At 38.8% G+C, this 19,346-nt stretch carries 11 protein-coding genes, 2 tRNA genes and 4 pseudogenes; 7 read left to right on the top strand and 10 right to left on the bottom strand.

Annotation, left to right across the window (positions count from 1 at the left end):
- From C228_RS13935 to C228_RS13565, 3 pseudogenes are all read right to left on the bottom strand, one after another.
- Positions 1-358 (bottom strand): annotated as a pseudogene (locus C228_RS13935) (helix-turn-helix domain-containing protein); the annotation flags it as partial.
- A pseudogene (locus C228_RS14175) lies at positions 358-471 on the bottom strand (Mu-like prophage major head subunit gpT family protein); the annotation flags it as partial. The pseudogenes C228_RS13935 and C228_RS14175, both read right to left, overlap by 1 nt.
- An 80-nt stretch (positions 472-551) precedes the next feature.
- Positions 552-1,060: pseudogene (locus C228_RS13565) on the bottom strand (phage protease); the annotation flags it as partial.
- Positions 1,061-1,530: 470 nt separating this feature from the next.
- On the opposite strand from C228_RS13565, the gene C228_RS0109090 reads away from it, so the two are divergent.
- The 4 genes and pseudogenes from C228_RS0109090 (at position 1,531) to queA (ending at position 5,568) form a co-directional block, all read left to right on the top strand.
- Positions 1,531-2,286 carry a class I SAM-dependent methyltransferase gene (locus tag C228_RS0109090; RefSeq protein ID WP_018652318.1) on the top strand — a complete coding sequence of 252 codons (756 nt, stop codon included), beginning with the start codon at positions 1,531-1,533 and terminating at the stop codon, positions 2,284-2,286.
- A gap of 57 nt (positions 2,287-2,343) precedes the next feature.
- Positions 2,344-3,411, top strand: coding sequence for an AI-2E family transporter (locus C228_RS0109085; RefSeq protein ID WP_018652317.1), 1,068 nt, complete (start codon positions 2,344-2,346; stop codon positions 3,409-3,411).
- Positions 3,412-3,605: 194 nt separating this feature from the next.
- Positions 3,606-4,199: pseudogene (locus C228_RS14860) on the top strand (2-phospho-L-lactate transferase CofD family protein); the annotation flags it as partial.
- Between the two features lie 283 nt (positions 4,200-4,482).
- Positions 4,483-5,568: a tRNA preQ1(34) S-adenosylmethionine ribosyltransferase-isomerase QueA gene (gene queA / locus C228_RS0109070; protein ID WP_018652314.1), complete on the top strand. Its 1,086-nt coding sequence runs from the start codon at positions 4,483-4,485 to the stop codon at positions 5,566-5,568.
- A 13-nt stretch (positions 5,569-5,581) separates the two neighbouring features.
- Here the strand turns inward: queA and C228_RS0109065 are convergent, their stop codons facing one another.
- Positions 5,582-7,876 (bottom strand): DNA internalization-related competence protein ComEC/Rec2, encoded by a 2,295-nt coding sequence (locus tag C228_RS0109065; protein WP_026313262.1) that lies wholly within the window; start codon positions 7,874-7,876, stop codon positions 5,582-5,584.
- Positions 7,877-8,013: 137 nt separating this feature from the next.
- Complete coding sequence (gene sstT / locus C228_RS0109060; RefSeq protein ID WP_018652312.1) at positions 8,014-9,225, bottom strand: serine/threonine transporter SstT; 1,212 nt, start codon at positions 9,223-9,225, stop codon at positions 8,014-8,016.
- Between the two features lie 276 nt (positions 9,226-9,501).
- Between sstT and C228_RS0109055 the strand changes: the two genes are divergently transcribed.
- The 3 genes from C228_RS0109055 (at position 9,502) to C228_RS0109045 (ending at position 11,968) form a co-directional block, all read left to right on the top strand.
- On the top strand, positions 9,502-9,864 hold the full coding sequence (locus C228_RS0109055) for a diacylglycerol kinase (RefSeq protein ID WP_026313261.1): 363 nt from the start codon (positions 9,502-9,504) through the stop codon (positions 9,862-9,864).
- A 78-nt stretch (positions 9,865-9,942) separates the two neighbouring features.
- Positions 9,943-11,586: a bifunctional UDP-sugar hydrolase/5'-nucleotidase UshA gene (gene ushA / locus C228_RS0109050; RefSeq protein WP_026313260.1), complete on the top strand. Its 1,644-nt coding sequence runs from the start codon at positions 9,943-9,945 to the stop codon at positions 11,584-11,586.
- 82 nt (positions 11,587-11,668) lie between these two features.
- The gene (locus C228_RS0109045) at positions 11,669-11,968 is read left to right on the top strand and encodes a DUF4298 domain-containing protein (protein WP_018652309.1); all 300 of its coding nucleotides are present in this window, start codon (positions 11,669-11,671) and stop codon (positions 11,966-11,968) included.
- 730 nt (positions 11,969-12,698) lie between these two features.
- On the opposite strand, the gene C228_RS0109035 is transcribed toward C228_RS0109045, so the two are convergent.
- From C228_RS0109035 to aceE, 5 genes are all read right to left on the bottom strand, one after another.
- Positions 12,699-12,772, bottom strand: a tRNA-Cys gene (locus tag C228_RS0109035).
- Positions 12,773-12,789: 17 nt separating this feature from the next.
- Positions 12,790-12,865: transfer RNA gene (locus tag C228_RS0109030), tRNA-Gly, on the bottom strand.
- 257 nt (positions 12,866-13,122) lie between these two features.
- On the bottom strand, positions 13,123-14,547 hold the full coding sequence (gene lpdA / locus C228_RS0109025; protein ID WP_018652307.1) for a dihydrolipoyl dehydrogenase: 1,425 nt from the start codon (positions 14,545-14,547) through the stop codon (positions 13,123-13,125).
- A gap of 115 nt (positions 14,548-14,662) precedes the next feature.
- Positions 14,663-16,555, bottom strand: a complete 1,893-nt coding sequence (gene aceF / locus C228_RS0109020; RefSeq protein ID WP_018652306.1) for a pyruvate dehydrogenase complex dihydrolipoyllysine-residue acetyltransferase — start codon at positions 16,553-16,555, stop codon at positions 14,663-14,665.
- Between the two features lie 115 nt (positions 16,556-16,670).
- Positions 16,671-19,325 carry a pyruvate dehydrogenase (acetyl-transferring), homodimeric type gene (gene aceE, locus C228_RS0109015; protein WP_018652305.1) on the bottom strand — a complete coding sequence of 885 codons (2,655 nt, stop codon included), beginning with the start codon at positions 19,323-19,325 and terminating at the stop codon, positions 16,671-16,673.
- Positions 19,326-19,346 lie beyond the last annotated feature (21 nt).

Below are 19,346 nucleotides of genomic sequence, written 5' to 3'. Positions count from 1 at the left end.
ACAAATAGAGCTTTTCATCACCCACTATTTTACCACTTATGAAAATGCCTTCAGCTTGCAATTTAGCTCGAATCATCCGATAGCCATCTCGCCCATCATTTTCCTGATGAATAGCGAAAATGTTAGGTTGGCGAATAAGCCCATTGGTACCGTATTTTTCAAAACGTTGCAACCACATAACAACAGAGGAATGCGAAGAGATGGAAAAATAATCTGCCACTTCCCTAACACCCATACGGTTATCTAAAACATGTTGAATGACATGAAACTTAAAAGAAAATGTGTAATGTTTACCCATAACAAAATCTGCACCTTTAATTAGTTGGTTGGTTTGTCCAACTTTTAGGGGGCAGATCAAAGTATGGATTTACCTTTTACCAATAAACTAAACACTAAGTCATCAGGCAATTCCGCCGCACTTTGACCGGCTTGCTGCACAATCGGGATAAATAAACCAACCTGCTCATCTTCAAATCAGGGGTTAAACCGAATGTCTTAGCCGTTGCAATTTCAGCTGCACTCAACGCCACTTTCTCTGTCTCAGAGTTTTTAAGTGCCGCATAAACATCTTTTAAAGCGACTTTAGAGTCACCTTTCGCTGCAGATAAAGCGGTCAATTCCGCTTCAATTTCTGCGTCTGTTGCTGTTGCGGATAATGCAAACAGCTTAATTAATAGTTCTTTCATTTTTGAGTTGTCCTCATTAGGTTCTAAGTAATGGGCAAATTGACTAGATGTCGCCACCACTTCGGCTAGATTGTGCAAAGCAGGGCGATTGGTTAAAGCTGCATTTAACACTTTAATCACACGTCCTGACTTGTCAGCCAAGAATAGTGGTGATAGATATTTATAAATACCGTTCTTAATTTCATCCGAGGCTTTGCTCGTCCAACATCGACGAAGATGCCTTGCCCAGAGATATATTCAGCGTTTACCATCCAACCGGCTGCCGGATTACCTTTGCCATTTTCTGCTACATAAAGAGGTTGATGTTCGTAATCGAACATCAGTTGGATTTGCAAATTATTGATGTCATCAGCGAGCTGATAACCGTTAGTGTCGTCTACATACCAACCTCTCTCACGTCCGTCTTGCGGATAAAGCCAACCATAAGGGAAAAGCTATACACGACCGTTCGCCTTTTGCTCAAGCTGGAAAGCACACGCAATAGGATTTAGTTTAAATTTCTGCGTAAACACAAAAACACCTCAAAATAAAATAATGAGGTTAGAGAATAGTGGATAGTTGGATAAGATAAGAGAGGAGGGACTTCTACAAATGACGAAAATTTGTAGAAAACCTAGAAAAAAAGACCGCTTGAAAAGAATTGCGAGATAAAATCACTTTAAAAACATTTTAATTTATTTTAAAAGATTGCGTAATTAATGTATAAATTACTCGCAATATGATGCCAAATTTTACGATTCGCGTATATAAGAATCATAAAAACTTCGGTATAATCCTTTAAATATCCGTCATACAAGCGGTTAAATTTTCTCAAAATTTTGCAGATAAATGCAGAGAGGTTTCTATGAAAAAAGAAGAAGTAGGACATAATTTTTTAGCCCGTCTTGGCAAAACCCGCTTACGTCCGGGAGGTAAATTAGCGACCGATTGGCTCATTGCGAATGGTGATTTTAACAAAGATAAAAAAGTATTAGAAGTCGCATGCAATATGTGTACAACTGCTATTCAAATCGCTAAACAATATGGCTGCCATATCACAGGCATTGATTTAGATGAAGAAGCGCTTGATAAAGCGCGTGCGAATATTAAAGAGCATAAAGTCGAAGATCTTGTGCAAGTTCAGCGTGCCAATGCAACGAAATTGCCGTTCGAAGATAACTTGTTTGATATTGTGATCAATGAAGCAATGTTGACTATGTTGCCAATTGAAGCAAAAGAAAAAGCGATTCGTGAATATATTCGTGTATTAAAACCGGGTGGTTTCTTGTTAACTCATGACGTCATGCTAAATACCGAAGATGCGGATGCAGTGATTCAGTCGCTAAGAGAAGCGATTAATCTTACGGTAACACCATTAACCAAAGAAGGTTGGAAAACATTATTCCATGAATGCGGCTTCCGCAATGTAGATGCTTATTCAGGTGAAATGACGCTACTTTCTCCTAAAGGTTTAATTCATGATGAAGGTGTTTTAGGCGCAATGAAAATTGTTGGTAATGCACTAAAACCTGAAAATCGCGATACGTTCAAAAAAATGTTCCAAACCTTTAATGATCCGGAGAATAAACTGGGCTTTATTGCCGTTTGTAGCCAAAAATAATTTAAATCCTTCTACATAACGTAGAAGGATTTTTCAAATTTATTAGAGGGAAATAGAATGCTTGAAATGTTCCAAGCTTGGTATAAACAGAGATTTAATGACCCGCAAACAGTCGCTTTACTCGGTATTTTATTGATTGGATTCGGTATCATTTATTTCTTCAGCGATCTGATTATGCCATTATTAGTAGCAATTGTGTTTGCCTATTTACTTGAATGGCCTATTCGCTTTCTCACATGCCATTTTAAATTTCCACGCTTTCTAAGTTTGGCCGTTGTATTAGGTGGATTTATCTCGCTGCTTATTTTTCTGTTTATGGTGATGTTGCCAAGCCTGTGGAACCAAGCGGTCACATTTATTCGGGATCTTCCCTCTATGTTCAACTTATTGAATGCTTGGCTGGAAGCATTACCGGAACATTATCCCGAATTAATTGATTACGCCATGCTAGACACTTTAATGGGCAATTTAAAGACAAAAATTTTAGGTTTCGGAGAATCTTTATTAACTTTATCTGTCCATTCTATTATCAGCCTAGTAGGATTGGGTATTTACGCATTTTTAGTGCCGTTAATGGTGTTTTTCTTGTTAAAAGATAAACACCTTTTTGTGCGTTCTTTTGTGCGTATGTTGCCGAAAAATCGTCGTTTAGCGGTAAACGTATGGTTTGAAATGCAACAACAAATTGCAAATTATATCCGTGGTAAATTCTTAGAAATTTTGATTGTTGGTATTGCAACTTATGCCCTCTTCTTATTCTTTGATTTACGCTACCCGTTACTACTTTCCGTAGCGGTAGGATTATCAGTGTTAGTGCCTTATATCGGTGCAGTATTAGTTACAATACCGGTTGCTTTAGTTGCTTTATTTCAATTTGGATTGTCGCCTGAATTCTATTACTTACTGCTCGCTTTCGTGATCAGCCAACTACTAGACGGAAATTTAGTTGTGCCATTTTTATTTTCAGAAGCGGTCAATTTACATCCGTTAACTATTATTGTAGCGGTGTTAATTTTTGGTGGCTTATGGGGATTTTGGGGTGTGTTTTTTGCAATTCCTCTTGCAACATTGGTTAAAGCTGTGGTTAATGCGTTACCTTCATCAAATGAAGATGAGATCGTATAAATTTATCATTACGAGAGAGCAAAAATATATTCTATATGATGGCGTAATGCAAAATAATAGTCTCTGTTCAATAATAAAAAGGAAAATAAATGCCTGAACAAAAACTATCTTCTCGTCATCCTTATTTGAATAGTATGAGTCAGGTGGTTGCCATTGATGACGGACACGGTTTAGGTTGAGCATTATCATCACTATCATTCCTTGGGAAACGACTTACCGGAATTGTCACCACCACAGATGGTGGCGGTTCTACCGATCGTATTCGTTCCCAACACCGTGGTATTACTTGGGGAGATCTGTGCAATTGTTTAACCCAGATCATAACTAAACCAACTGTTGCATCCGCATTATTTGAATATCGTTTCAGCGATGCGGGTGAACTTGCGGGACGGGACATAACTTAGGTAATTTAATTCTAAAAACGCTAGAAAATATGAAAATTCGACCGCTTGAAGGCATTAATCTTGTTAGAGACTTGCCTACACATTCGAGCAGGTTTGATTCCAATATCTGAATCGCCAGTACATTTAGCCGCACAAATAAAATCAGGTATAACCATTGTCGATGAAGCCTCGGTGGATGTACTGGGAGAAATTCATCGGAATTTATTGCTGATGCTGAGTGTGAATGCGACACCGGAAGCGATTGATGCGGTAAAAGAAGCAGAGTTAATCGTACTTGGTCCCGGTAGTTTTTTGACGAGCATTACGCCATCATTACTTATTGATGAAATATCAAATACGATCAAACATAGTAAAGCCAAAATAATCTTTATTGATAATATTTAGCAAGAATCAGGGTCTGCCGGCTCTCTTTCATTTACAGAGCGTGTAGAATGGTTGGAAACTCGGATTGGTAAAAGTCGCCTAGATGGTATCATCACCGTTCCAACTACCTATAGTAATCTACCGGCAAATATTAAGGTCTTAAAGCAAGTTTTATCTGATGACGATGTTGTTTATCGCCATGATCGAAATAAACTCAGCAAAGCAATCAATGATATAGTAGAATTATTAAATACATGACATCTGCCCCTTTTAAGGGGCAGCCTGTTTTTATAGAGGTTTTCCCATGTTAGTTTCTGATTTCCATTTTGACTTACCTGACGAACTTATCGCTCGCTATCCTACTGCGGAACGTACCGCTAGCCGCTTATTACAGTTAACCGGTGAAACCGGGGAATTTTCCGATAAACAATTCTCCGACTTATTAACGCAAATTGAAGCAGGTGATTTGCTGATATTCAATAATACGCGTGTTATTCCTGCACGCTTGTACGGACGCAAAGCCAGTGGTGGGAAATTAGAAGTTTTAGTTGAGCGAGTTTTAGATGAACATCGCTGTTTAGCGCACGTGCGTGCTTCAAAAGCACCGAAAGAAGGTGCGGAACTTGTACTTGGTGAAGATAAACTCGGAGAAGGTAACGGCTTTAAAGCGATCATGGCTGCCCGCCATGAGGCATTGTTTGAATTACATTTCACCGAAGAGAAACCGCTGTTTGATTTACTTCAACAAGCCGGTCATATGCCATTACCGCCGTATATTGATCGTCCGGACGAAGATGCTGACCAAGAACGTTATCAAACCGTTTATAGTAAAGTTTTAGGTGCGGTGGCTGCACCGACTGCTGGTTTGCATTTTGATACACCAACGCTTGAAAAGCTCAAAGCAAAAGGAGTTAATATAGCGTTCGTAACATTACACGTTGGCGCGGGTACATTCCAACCGGTACGTGTGAATAATATTTTGGATCACAAAATGCACGCTGAATACACCGAAGTGAGCCAAGATGTTGTCGATCAAATTTTAGCAACTAAAGCAGCCGGCAAACATGTTATTGCCGTTGGCACCACTTCTGTTCGTTCGATTGAAAGTGCCGCTCAAGCTGCCGAACAAGAAGGTAAATTGATTGCACCGTTTTTCTCTGACACCTGTATTTTCCTTTATCCGGGCAAAACATTTCGTATCGTTGATGCGTTAGTCACAAACTTCCATTTACCTGAATCAACGCTAATTATGTTAGTTTCTGCATTTGCCGGTTACCGCAACACAATGAATGCGTATAAACATGCGGTAGAAGCGAAATATCGCTTCTTTAGTTATGGCGATGCAATGTTTATTTCAAAAAATCCGAATGCATTAAATGATGTTCCTTAATTAAGAAAGGCAATTATTGATTTGGAAGCCCATAAATCTCTCGATACCATGGGCTTCTACTATTTCTCGCCGTATCTAACTTCCAGCTACCTTTCTCAAAGCTCACTTTGACCATCCCTACCGTTGCCGTACTAAAGGTTTTAATATTTTGTTGTGATAAGCGTACTAATACTTGCTGATGAGGCATTTTCCAAGGATTCCAGCGCCCTGCAGAGATAATAGCGATTTGTGGTTTCGTCTGAGCTAATAAAGTATAACTGGAACTCGTTTTACTACCATGATGAGGAATCTGTAAGAAATCAATTTGCCCGATTTGATTTGCAAATACACGTTCTTTTGTCGAAGTCGTATCACCGGTAAATAGCAATGAGAAGCGGTCTATTTTTACCAAAATAATGCAAGAATCTTCGTTCTTCGCGCGTTTTACTCGTGATATCGGATAAATCGCTTTTAATTCAAATTGCCCAAATTGCCATGTTTGACCAGCGACACAGGCTTCAGGATCATACTTTGCATAACGGCGAGTACTTGCCGAAATTAGACGTGCTTGAGGATATTCAGCAAGAATATCTTCCACTCCACCGGAGTGATCATTATCGTCATGGCTTAAAAAAACGGCTTCTACTTGAATACCATTACGCTTCAAATAAGGCAAAATTTCTAATTGAGCCATTGAACCCGTTCTCCCTGATTTATCTTTCCAGCTTGCCCCCGTATCGTAAAGAATGGCACGTTTTTTACCGCTATCCTGATAAACAAGTGCCTGTGCAAGCCCTTGTCCGACATCAAATGTTACCCATTCCAGTGAAACCGGAAACTTGATGAAGAAAATCGCAAAACCGCTACTTAAGACAACTAATCCCAACTGTTTCCAATATCTTATAAATAATTTTTCTTGTATGAGGTAAAGTAACAACAGACACAATGCATTTAAAATCAACAAATAACATTGCTCACTTTGGCTTAATGCTATCCAATCGGAAGAGAGAAAAGAAAGCATTTTCAAACTCCCCTGTACCAACCAATCCGCCCAAGCCCAGCTATTTAATATATTGTTTGTTAACAATGAAAAAATAACTAATGGTACTAACAGCACACTATATAAAGGAACAATCAGAAAATTGGCAATAAATGCCCAAGGTGAAATCCCCTCAAAAAAGAAAAATTGGACCGGAGAAAACACAAGAAAAATCCCCAATTGCAAATGTACTAGCGATAACCATAAGCGGTTAAATTTCTGCCATTTTTTGCAAAAAGGAAAAAGCTTTACCAGCGGAAAATACTGATACCAAATAATTAAACTGAGTACGGCTAGAACCGACAGCCAAAAGCTATCCGATAGAATCGAGAGGGGATCAAGCACAAGTAATAACGCAACAATACGCCACCATAATTGCCAAGCTGTGTAATAGCGGCGTAACCATTGACATAATAAGACAAGAGAAATCGCAAGTAACGCCCGTAAAGTAGGAATTGCAAAGCCAGATAAATAACTATAGGAAATAGCCAAAACTAGCCCCATACCTCTCGGGAAAAAAATAGAAATGCTTCCAGCAGATAAGACTCCCACTCGTAAAAAAAACCACTGAATACATTTTGCCAACCAAAATCCGATCCCCATCGCTAGACCTATATGTAAGCCGGAAATCGCTATTAAATGAGCAGTAGAAGTTTGTTGAAACAATTGCCAATCCGAATTCACTAACCAAGCACGCTCACCAAAAGCTAATGCTAATAACAACCCTTTAGAAGGAAATGGTTCCAATTGTTTTCTGATATATTCCAGCCATTGAACACGCAAAGAGAGAGAAGACGAAAGCGCTAGTTTTTGTACTTTCTTAACCGTTGCGCTACCATTTATATGGTGTGCAAAAAACCAACGTTGACGGTCAAAATTTCCAATATTTAAACGAGAAGAAATAGGCCGTATCTTAAAATTCGCTTGATAATATTGCTCTAATTCTAACGGTTCATCCGATTGCCAATTTAAATAAATAAGCTCACCATTTTCTAACTTCACAAATGCTGTTTGAAACTCAGCCTGCTTAATAATTTTCTGAACTTGGAACCGATATGGCTGTTGGGAAGATGTTACATATTTGTTTGCATTACTTGCTATGTCAGTAATCTGCCAATAACTCATTAACATTAGAAAACCTAACAAAATTGTTAATCGTTGTTTTTGGGCTATTCCTATAACAATAATTAGAACCGTTACCCAACAGCCATGTATAAACCACTCTCGAGGTAAAAGAAGTAACGGTAGAAAAGATAAGGAAAGGATAAAAACAAAGCGGTCGAGATTCATAGCAAATACCTTTTTGCAAAGTATGCTAAATTTTCGACCGCTTGTGGACAGCTAAGTTAAAGTTTGCGATCTAGATCGCAAAAGTTAATCTTAGTAATTCCTATTGATTAAATAAACTGCATAAAATCTTACGTAAATTACTTATTATCTTCAGCCATACTTACCGCTGCGGTAAATAATACGTCTGTTGATGAGTTTAATGCAGTTTCCGCAGAATCTTGAATCACACCAATGATAAAACCAACACCGATTACCTGTGCCGCAATATCATTTGGAATATCGAATAAGCTACACGCTAACGGAATAAGTAATAACGAACCACCTGCAACACCTGATGCACCACACGCACAAATCGCAGCAACAATACTTAATAACAATGCCGTTGAAAAATCAGGATGAATATTTTGGGTATAAGCTGCCGCTAACGTCAACACAGTTACGGTAATTGCAGCACCAGCCATATTAATATTCGCACCAAGCGGAATAGCCACTGAAGCGATTTCATCACGTACGCCTAAACGTTTAGCTAGATTCATATTTACCGGAATATTTGCTGCTGAGCTACGAGTAAAGAATGCAGTTACACCACTTTCACGTAAACAGGTTAACGTTAATGGGTATGGGTTACGGCGAATTTTCCAATATACGATTAATGGATTTAACACAAATGCTACAAACACCATTGAACCAAGTAATACGCCTAATAAACGTGCATAACCAGCAAATGCATCAATACCATTTTTAGCAATCGTTTCAGCTACTAAACCGAATACACCGATAGGTGCAAAAGCGATTACAATTTTAACAACATAAGATACTGCTTCCGCAAAATCGTTTAAAAATGTTTTAGTGCTTGGCGCCGCATGACGTAACGCAATACCTAAACCGATTGCCCAAGCTAAAATACCGATAAAGTTAGCATTTGCTAATGCTTGTAACGGGTTATCAACTAAATTGAATACGACTGTTTTGATAATTTCCCCAATACCTTGCGGAGGATTTAAATTATCTGGATTTGAAACAAGTTCTAATGTTGTTGGGAAAAGGAAACTAAATATCACTGCTGTCAATGCAGCGACGAATGTACCTAAAATGTACATTACTAAAATCGGTTTTAATTTACTGTCTGAACCTACTTCTTTATTTGCAATTGCAGAAAGCACTAAGACAAATACAAGAATCGGTGCAATTACTCGAAGTGATTTAACAAAAAATTGACCTAATACGCCAACGCTTTTTGCCCAATCAGGATTAACGGATGCTAAACACAAACCTAGTACTAAACCGATGGCAATACGTAAGACTAAGTTGCCCCCGAAAATTTTTGAAGATAAAGATGAATTACTCATAATATTTCGCTATTAAAGACTAAAACAGAATAAACAGCTAGCCGTCTATCCACCTAGATGAATATGAAAATTTGAGATTAGCGGAAAATACCCTTTTTGGGAATAGTTACTTATGCATTTTTATTAGATTTTTATATATTAGTGATTAAAATTTGTTATTTCTCTATATCAAACAAATATAGATAGGCTCGAACCAAGAAAAATGCTTTTCGCAACCGATTTCTTTCAGGTAGAATGCACGCACTTTTTATTAATAAAACTATTTTGAGAAATAAAATGAAACCTGAAAATAAAGCAGACTTTCAACGTGTTATTCGTGCTGCTGGCTATTCAATGAAAGGGCTTAAAGCAGCTTACATTAATGAACCCGCATTTCGCCAAGAAATTTGGTGTGCAACGATTTTAATCCCTCTTGCATTACTACTTGGCAACGATATCATTGAAAAACTTTTACTGCTAAGTACTGTGTTTTTAGTGCTGATTACCGAATTATTAAATAGCGCAATTGAGGCTGCCGTCGATAGGATCGGTTCTGATTTCCATGAATTATCAGGGCGAGCGAAAGACATCAGTTCTGCAGCCGTATTTATGGCAATGGTACTATTTGCGATAACATGGCTACTTATTCTTATTTTTTAATCATATGAGCAATAGATTTATAGGATCTCCTATCTAATGCCCATTTTTTTTGCATATCAATCTAAATTTGAGGTTCTTATGAAATTTAATAAAGCACTTCTCTCTGTTGCACTCCTTTCGGCAACCTCTGCGATGGCATACCAAGCAGATAAAACCTACACATTTACGCTTTTGCACACTAATGATATCCATGGACATTTCTGGCACAATGATAAAGGCGAATACGGCCTTGCGGCTCAGAAAACCTTAGTTGACAATATTAAGAAAGAAGTTGAAGCCAAAGGTGGCTCAACAATTATCTTAAATGCCGGTGATATTAATACTGGCGTACCTGAATCTGATATGCAAAATGCTCGCCCTGATTATGAAGGTTTAAATGCAATTGGTTATGAAGCGATGGTATTAGGTAACCATGAATTTGATTTTCCACTTCAGGTATTAAGTATGCAAGAGAAATGGGCCAATTTCCCGCTTATATCTGCAAACGTAATCAATAAACGCACTCAAAAAGAACTTACTAAACCTTATGTAATGCTAGACAAGCAAGGATTAAAAGTTGCTGTTGTCGGGTTAACCACAGAAGATACCGGTAAATTAGGTAATCCCGATGTAACAGAAAACGTTATTTTTAAAGATCCAATTAGCACAGCTAAAGAGATGTTATCTGAAATTAATAAAACCGAAAAACCGGATGTGCGTATTGCGTTAACCCATATGGGATGGTACTTAGATGGTAAACATGGCAGCAATGCACCAGGCGATGTAACTATGGCAAGAACTCTAGATAAAGGTGCATTTGACATCATTATCGGAGGCCATACTCATGATACCGTATGTTTTGACGAAAAAGGTCAATTTAGAGCGAAATATTCCCCAGGCGATAGCTGTAGACCTGATTACCAAAATGGTACTTGGATTATGCAAGCTGGAGAATGGGGCAAATATGTAGGTCGTGCTGATTTCGAATTTAAGAACGGCAAAACAACATTGGTTAAATATGAACTTATTCCAATTAACTTGAAAAAAACTATCAAAAAAGAAGATGGTAAAAAGGAATACCAACTTTACCAAGCCGAAATCAAACCGGATCAAGCGCTATTTGCTCACTTAAAAAAATATCAAGATGAAGGTGATAAATTATTAAGCGTTGAAGTTGGTGAAGTGAAGGGCTTATTAGACGGCAAACGTGAACACGTACGCTTCATCCAAACAAACTTAGGACGCTTAATTTCTCAATCACAAAAAGAGCGTGTAAAAGCAGATATCGGTATCGTGAACTCTGGTGGTGTGCGCGCTTCTATTGAAGAAGGTAAAGTAACTTATAAAACTTTATTAACAGTTCAACCTTTTGGTAATATGATTTCTACTATTGATCTTAAGGGTCAAGAGTTATTAGATTTCTTAACGACTGTTGCATTAAAAGAAGTTGATACAGGCGCGTATCCTCAATTTGCTGGCATTTCTATGACTGTAGATCGTACGGCGAAAGCAATCTCAAATGTTAAAATTGCAGGAAAACCGTTTGACCCGAATAAAACATATAAAGTATCCATTCCGGATTATCTAACTGCTGGTGGTGATGGTTACCCAGTAATGAAAAGACACCCTAGCTACGTAAATACTGGCTTTATTGATGCAGAAATGTTGAAAAAATACTTTGAAGAAAACAAAGTCATTGATGCAAGTAAATTCGATCCTAAAGAAGATATTATCTTTAAGTAAACACTAAACAAAAAAGCTAAGCGTTATGCTTAGCTTTTTTACTTTCATAGCATTCATCATATAGCAGGAAATTAATCTAAATATGCAACAAAATATTCAACAAATACAAGATAATTACGGCAAGTTAGTTAAACTCTTACTGGAATTAGAAAAAAGCCTCAGCCAGTGGGAAGAAGCCTACCAGCTCATGCAGCAACTCGATCAATTTTATCATAGCCCCTTGTGGCTAGAGCTCTACGATAATGCAGACAACATCCACCTAGAGACTTATGGAAATTACAGTGTACTCTCCCAAGATGCTATCTGGAACGCGATTACAGAACAATATGAACTCGCAAAAAAGTTAAATGAAACACTTTCTAAGATAGTTATCACTGAATAAAGCTAAGTATATAATTAAGATAAAAGAGACAAGAAATAATATGTTGAATAACAAGTCAATTCAACATACTGCCGTATATAGACTCACATACATATTATTTTAATTTACCTAAAAGGAGAAATTCATTATGTCTGGATTTGTTGATTTAGTATTAGCTAGTTCTCGCAACCAAATTACTGTAAGTAAAACAGCCATTTTATTTATTGAAGAAAGCTAAGTGACATAATTTTACCCATCTGCATTATGTAGGCGATATTACTCATGTTATTGTAGGTATTTACTCTGATATTGCAGAAAAATTCCCAAAACTCTTCCCAACATCACGTAGCGATAATGATAATAAAATAAGAGTGTCTATAAATGATTGGAATCTTTCTTATATTGAAAAAAGTAGGCGAAACTACTTTAGTTTACTTTACAGAAAGAGGTATTAATGTTCCTGTTACACACTCTTACGAAGAAATAACTAAATACTTCCATTCATTAAAATAGTTGTTTTTCCGAATCCACCTTTACTAGGTGGGATTTTTATTATAGCTAAGTACACTCTATATAAGAGCCTTAAGATTAATAATGATCTCCACCCAAATTATTTAGAATAATCTATACATCTTAGAAACCATAAAAATGCAAGTAAGTTAATAAAAAATCTAATTTTTTCCTATCATGCCGCTAGAAGAAAAATTGAAACTTGAATGAAACGTCATAACATATTGAAATAATTAAGTAGTGGAGGCGTGTACCGGAGTCGAACCGATCTACATGGATTTGCAATCCAGTGCATAACCGCTTTGCTAACACGCCGTATTGAAGAGATTTAATGGAGCGGGAAACGAGGCTCGAACTCGCGACCCCGACCTTGGCAAGGTCGTGCTCTACCAACTGAGCTATTCCCGCTTTAAGTCTTTGTTCGTAATGAACGAGGTGCATTTTACGGATTTTCAGACCTATGTCAAATGCTAATTTGATTATTTTATTTCAAATGCCGAAAAAAAGTTCATAATGCTGAAAAATTAATAAATGCATAGCTAAATCGTTGATTTTGTAGGCATAAATCAAGCTATTAAACTAAACTTTTAGCCTATAAAAAAGCGGTTGAAACCCGCTATTTTTTGCAAATTTCAACCGCTTTATAAATAAGCTAAATTAACCTATTAGCGTTTTTTCGCTTTTGCGTTTGGTAAGTCTGTGATAGAACCTTCAAACACTTCTGCTGCTAAACCTACAGATTCGTGTAATGTAGGGTGAGCGTGGATAGTTAAAGCGATATCTTCCGCATCGCAACCCATTTCGATTGCAAGACCGATTTCACCTAATAATTCGCCACCGTTGCTACCTACGATTGCACCACCAAGTAAACGGTGCGTATCTTTATCGAAGATAAGTTTAGTCATACCTTCTGAGCATTCAGAAGCAATTGCACGACCTGATGCAGCCCATGGGAATTTCGCCACTTCAAAGTTCAAGCCTTCTTGGCGACATTCTTTTTCAGTTTTACCAACCCAAGCAACTTCCGGTTCAGTATAAGCGATTGATGGAATTACTTTCGGATCGAAGTAGTGTTTCTGACCTGCAATCACTTCTGCAGCAACGTGGCCTTCGTGAACACCTTTGTGAGCTAACATTGGCTGACCAACGATATCACCGATAGCAAAAATGTGTGGTACGTTTGTACGCATTTGTTTGTCAACAGTGATGAAACCGCGATCATCAACGTTTACACCAGCTTTGCCTACATCAATTAATTTACCGTTTGGTACACGACCGATAGCAACTAATACTGCATCATAACGTTTAGTGTCGTTACACGCTTTACCTTCCATTGAAACATAAATACCGTCATCTTTCGCTTCAACTGCCGTTACTTTCGTTTCAAGCATTAACTTGAATTTTTTCTCGATTTGTTTAGTGTAGATACCAACAACGTCTTTATCCGCTGCAGGAATTACTTGGTCAAACATTTCAACTACTTCAACCTCTGCCCCTAAAGCGTGATACACTGTACCCATTTCTAAACCGATAATACCCCCCCCCATTACGAGTAATTTTTTCGGTACTTCTTTTAATTTAAGCGCATCTGTTGAATCCCAAATACGAGGATCTTCATGTGGGATGAACGGAAGCTGAATTGGACGAGAACCCGCAGCAATAATTGCGTTATCGAATTTAATTGTTGTCGGATTACCATCACGGTCACGAGCAACTAAAGTATTCGGATCAGTAAATGCTGCTAAACCCTCTACCACAGTTACTTTACGTGCTTTAGCCATACCCGCTAAACCACCGGTTAATTTAGAAACAACCGCTTCTTTACCCGCACGTACTTTATCTAAATCAATAGTCGGCTCACCGAAAATTACACCGTTTTTCTCTGCGTGTTTTGCTTCTTCAATAACTTTTGCAACGTGTAATAATGCTTTAGATGGGATACAACCTACATTTAAGCAAACACCACCTAAAGTTGAATAACGTTCAACAATTACAGTTTCTAGGCCTAAGTCAGCACAACGGAATGCTGCTGAGTAACCAGCAGGACCTGCACCAAGCACTACGACTTGCGTTTTGATTTCTTTGCTCATATTTATTCCTTTATTGTAGGGACACAAGTGCTGTGTCCTTGGACACACACTGTGTGTCCCTACGAAACAAGCGGTCAATTTTGCAAAATTTTTTGCAAATTTAACCGCTTACCTATTACATAACTAAGCGACGAATGTCTGCTAATACACCATTGATGTAGCTTAAGAATCTCGCACCATCAGCACCATCGATTACACGGTGATCGAATGATAATGAAAGCGGTAACATTAAGCGAGGGGTAAATTCTTTACCGTTCCAAACTGGCATCATTTCAGATTTAGACACGCCGAGGATCGCCACTTCTGGGGCGTTCACAATCGGGGTGAAGTGCGTTGTGCCTAAACCGCCAAGGCTTGAGATGGTGAAACAGCCACCTTGCATATCCGCGGCAGTCAATTTACCGTCACGGGCTTTTTTCGAGATTTCCATCAATTCACGAGAAAGTTCGATAATGCCTTTTTTATTCACGTTTTTGAACACTGGCACCACTAAGCCATTCGGTGTATCCACCGCCACGCCGATATTGATGTATTTTTTGAGGGTCAAACGCTGACCATCTTCGGAAAGTGAGCTGTTGAAACGTGGGTATGCTTCTAATGCTTTCGCTACCGCTTTCATAATGAACACAACAGGTGTGATCTTCACATCAAGTTTTTGTTTTTCAACAATCTTGTTCTGTTCTTTACGAAACGCTTCTAATTCTGTGATATCTGTACGATCGAAGTGTGTAACGTGAGGGATCATCACCCAGTTACGGTGTAAGTTCGCACCAGAAATCTTATTGATACGGCTTAATTCTACTTCTTCAACTTCACCGAATTTGCTGAAGTCTACTTTTGGCCATGGTAATAAACCTAAACCTGCACCGTTTGCAACACCGTTACCCGCTGCTGCAACAGTACCTGTTTCAAACGCTTTAACCGCAGTTTTAACGTATGCTTGGATATCTTCTTTAACGATACGACCTTTACGACCTGAACCTTTCACTTTATCTAAGTTCACACCGAATTCACGTGCTAAACGACGAATTACTGGTGTCGCGTGTGCATAAGCACCCGCTGCTACTACCGCATCTTGGCTTAAACCTGAAACATTACCGCCTTGAGCTGGTTGTGCAGATTGTGCTGCAGGAGCTGGCGCTGCTGTTTGAGCAGCCGGAGCTGGGGCTGCCGCCGGTGCCGCACCTTGAACTTCAAATTTCATAATTAATGAACCGGTTGAAACTTTATCACCTGATTTCACTAAAATTTCTTTTACAACACCTGCAAATGGTGCCGGAACTTCCATTGATGCTTTGTCGCCTTCAACAGTAATTAAAGATTGCTCTTCAGATACTGTATCACCGACGTTTACCATGATTTCAGTTACGTTTACTTCATCGCCGCCGATATCCGGTACATTTACTTCTTTGGTTGCTGAAGCTGTTGCAGCCGGTGCAACAGCTTGTACTGGCGCATCTGCAGCAACCGGTGCTGCTGACGCAGTTTCAAATTTCATAATTAATTTACCGGTTGAAACTTTATCACCTACATTGATTAAAATTTCTTTTACTACGCCCGCGATAGGTGCAGGAACTTCCATAGAAGCTTTATCACCTTCTACATTGATGATTGATTGATCAACTTCAACTGAATCACCAACTTTAACCATAATTTCGGTTACGTTTACTTCGTCTGAACCGATATCGGGCACATTCACTTCAACAACTGCTGATACAGTTGCTACAGGTGCCGCTGCTTGAATTGGCGCTTCTGCTGCCGGAGCAGATACTGCTTCCGCCACTTCTAACACTAACATTGGTGAGCCAGTTGTTACTTTATCGCCCACTTTTACTAAAACTTCTTTAACAACACCAGCTTCCTGCGCTGGTACTTCCATTGAAGCTTTGTCGCCTTCTACGTTGATGATTGATTGATCTACAGTAATAGTATCGCCTACTTTTACCATTACTTCGGTTACTGATACTTCATCTGAACCGATGTCTGGTACATTAATTTGTTTTGACATTTTGGTAATCCTTCATTGTACAAGCGGTCAGTTTTGCAAATTTAACCACTCTTCTAAAACCCAATCATAATGGACGCACGCAGTACGTCCCTACAATCGTTTGTCTAATTTTTAATTATGCGTATAACGGGTTAATACGATCTACGTTTAAGCCGAATTTAGCAATTGCATCAGCAACAACTTTAGTTTCCACTGTGCCTTCTTTCGCTAATTGCGATAACGCTGCAACAACAACGTAACGGGCATCAACTTCGAAGTGTTCACGTAAGTTAACACGGCTGTCTGAACGACCGAAACCGTCTGTACCTAATACGTGGAAGTGTTTGCTTGGTACAAATGCACGGATTTGATCTGCATATTGTTTCACATAGTCAGTTGAAGCAACTGTCGGTAAATCCGCTAATACTTGTGCCACATAAGGAACACGTTGTTCCGCTGTTGGGTGTAATAAGTTCCAACGTACTGCATCATTACCTTCACGCGCTAATTCATTGAATGATGGCGCAGAGAATACATCTGAAGTTACGCCATAGTCATTCGCAAGGATCTGTGCCGCTTCACGAACGTGACGCATAATTGCACCAGAACCTAATAACTGAACGTGACCTTTGCCTTTACCTTTAACAGTTTCGAATTTATATAAACCTTTACGGATACCTTCTTCAGCACCTTCCGGCATTGCAGGTTGATCCATTACTTCGTTTAATGTTGTCATGTAATAGAAAACATCTTCTTGTTTTTCACCATACATACGGTTGATACCGTCTTGCATGATTACCGCAACTTCAAACGCAAATGATGGGTCGTAAGTAATACAGTTAGGGATAATACCCGCTTGAATATGGCTATGGCCGTCTTCGTGTTGTAAACCTTCACCGTTTAATGTTGTACGACCAGACGTACCACCTACCATGAAACCACGAGCTAATTGGTCACCCGCTAACCACATCATATCACCCACACGTTGGAAACCGAACATTGAGTAATAGATGAAGAATGGGATCATCGGTTGGTTGCTTACAGAGTAAGACGTTGCCGCTGCAACCCAGGACGCTGCACCACCTAATTCGTTGATACCTTCTTGTAATACTTGACCGTCTTTCGCTTCACGGTAGTAAGCAACTAAATCGCGGTCTGAAGGCGTATAGTTTTGACCGTGCGGGTTGTAAATACCCACTTGACGGAATAAACCTTCCATACCGAATGTACGCGCTTCGTCTACGATCATCGGAACGATTGTTTTACCGATATTTTTATCTTTTAATAAGATATTTAATGCTCGCGTAAACGCCATTGTGGTTGAAATGCCACGTGGTTGTTCTTCAAGTAATGCTTTGAATTCTTCTAATGCAGGTACTTTATACTCTACGTCAAATTTAGGACGACGAGCCGGAACATAACCGTTTAATGCTTTACGTTGACCGTGAATATAGTTGTATTCTTCAGAACCTTCAGCAAATTTGATGTACTCAAGATTTTCTACTTGCTCATCCGTTAATGATAATTCGAAGTAGTCACGGAAGCCTTTTAAGCTTTCTAATGACATTTTTTTCGATTGGTGCGCAGTATTTTTACTTTCTGCTTCAGGGATTTTATAACCTTTAACTTGGTGAGCTAAAATCACAACCGGTTTGTCTGATTTTTGTGCTTTCGCATATGCAGCGTAAAGTTTTTCGCTATCGTGTGCACCACGGCGAAGATCCCAAATCTCTTCATCTGTCATATCCGCAACTAATGCAGCTGTTTCAGGGTAACGACCGAAGAAGTGTTCACGAATATAAGCACCGTCTTTTGATTTGAAGGTTAAGTAGTCACCATCAACCACTTCCATCATTAATTGTGCTAATTTACCTGAAGTATCTTTCGCGAATAATTTATCCCAGTTGCTGCCCCATAATACTTTAATTACTTCCCAACCTGCACCAGTGAATAAACCTTCTAATTCTTGAACGATTTTACCGTTACCGTTTACCGGACCGTCTAAACGTTGTAAGTTACAGCTTACTGTGAAAATTAAGTTATTTAATTTTTCACGAGCAGCAAATGTTAACGCACCTTTAGACTCGATTTCATCCATCTCACCATCGCCTAAGAATGCGTAAACTTTTTGGTCTGACGTATCTTTTAAGCCACGGTTTTCAAGGTATTTTAAGAAACGTGCTTGATAAATCGCATTAACAGGACCTAAACCCATTGATACGGTTGAGAATTGCCAAAATTCAGGCATTAATTTCGGGTGTGGATATGAAGATAAACCATCCGCAAATGCCTCTTGACGGAAATTGTCTAATTGTTCTTCTGTTAAACGACCTTCAACATAAGCACGCGCATACATACCTGGCGCAGCATGACCTTGGAAGAATACTAAGTCACCACCGTTTTTCTCAGTTGCCGCTTTGAAGAAGTGGTTGTAGCACACCTCATACATTGTTGCCGCTGATTGGAATGTTGAAATATGACCACCTAAGTCAAGATCTTTCTTCTGGCTACGTAAAACCATTGCGATAGCGTTCCAACGTACTGCAGAACGAATACGACGTTCAATTTTGTGGTCACCCGGGTAAGCTGGTTGTGCCGACACAGGGATAGTATTTACATACGCTGTTGTCACACCAGATTGAACCGGCACACCATCTTTACGTGCTTGGCTTAATAATTCATCGATAATGAATTGTGCACGTTCAACACCTTCTACACGGATTAATGAATCAAGTGATTCTAACCACTCTTTAGTTTCAAATGGATCTACATCTCTTTCTAACTCTGACATAGGTTGTCCTTATTTTAAGTA

The organism is Actinobacillus capsulatus DSM 19761 (genome assembly GCF_000374285.1).
In the GTDB taxonomy this organism is placed as follows: domain Bacteria; phylum Pseudomonadota; class Gammaproteobacteria; order Enterobacterales; family Pasteurellaceae; genus Actinobacillus; species Actinobacillus capsulatus.
Note: the sequence above shows the minus strand (reverse complement) of the source record. Positions and strands in the feature narration are given on the sequence as shown.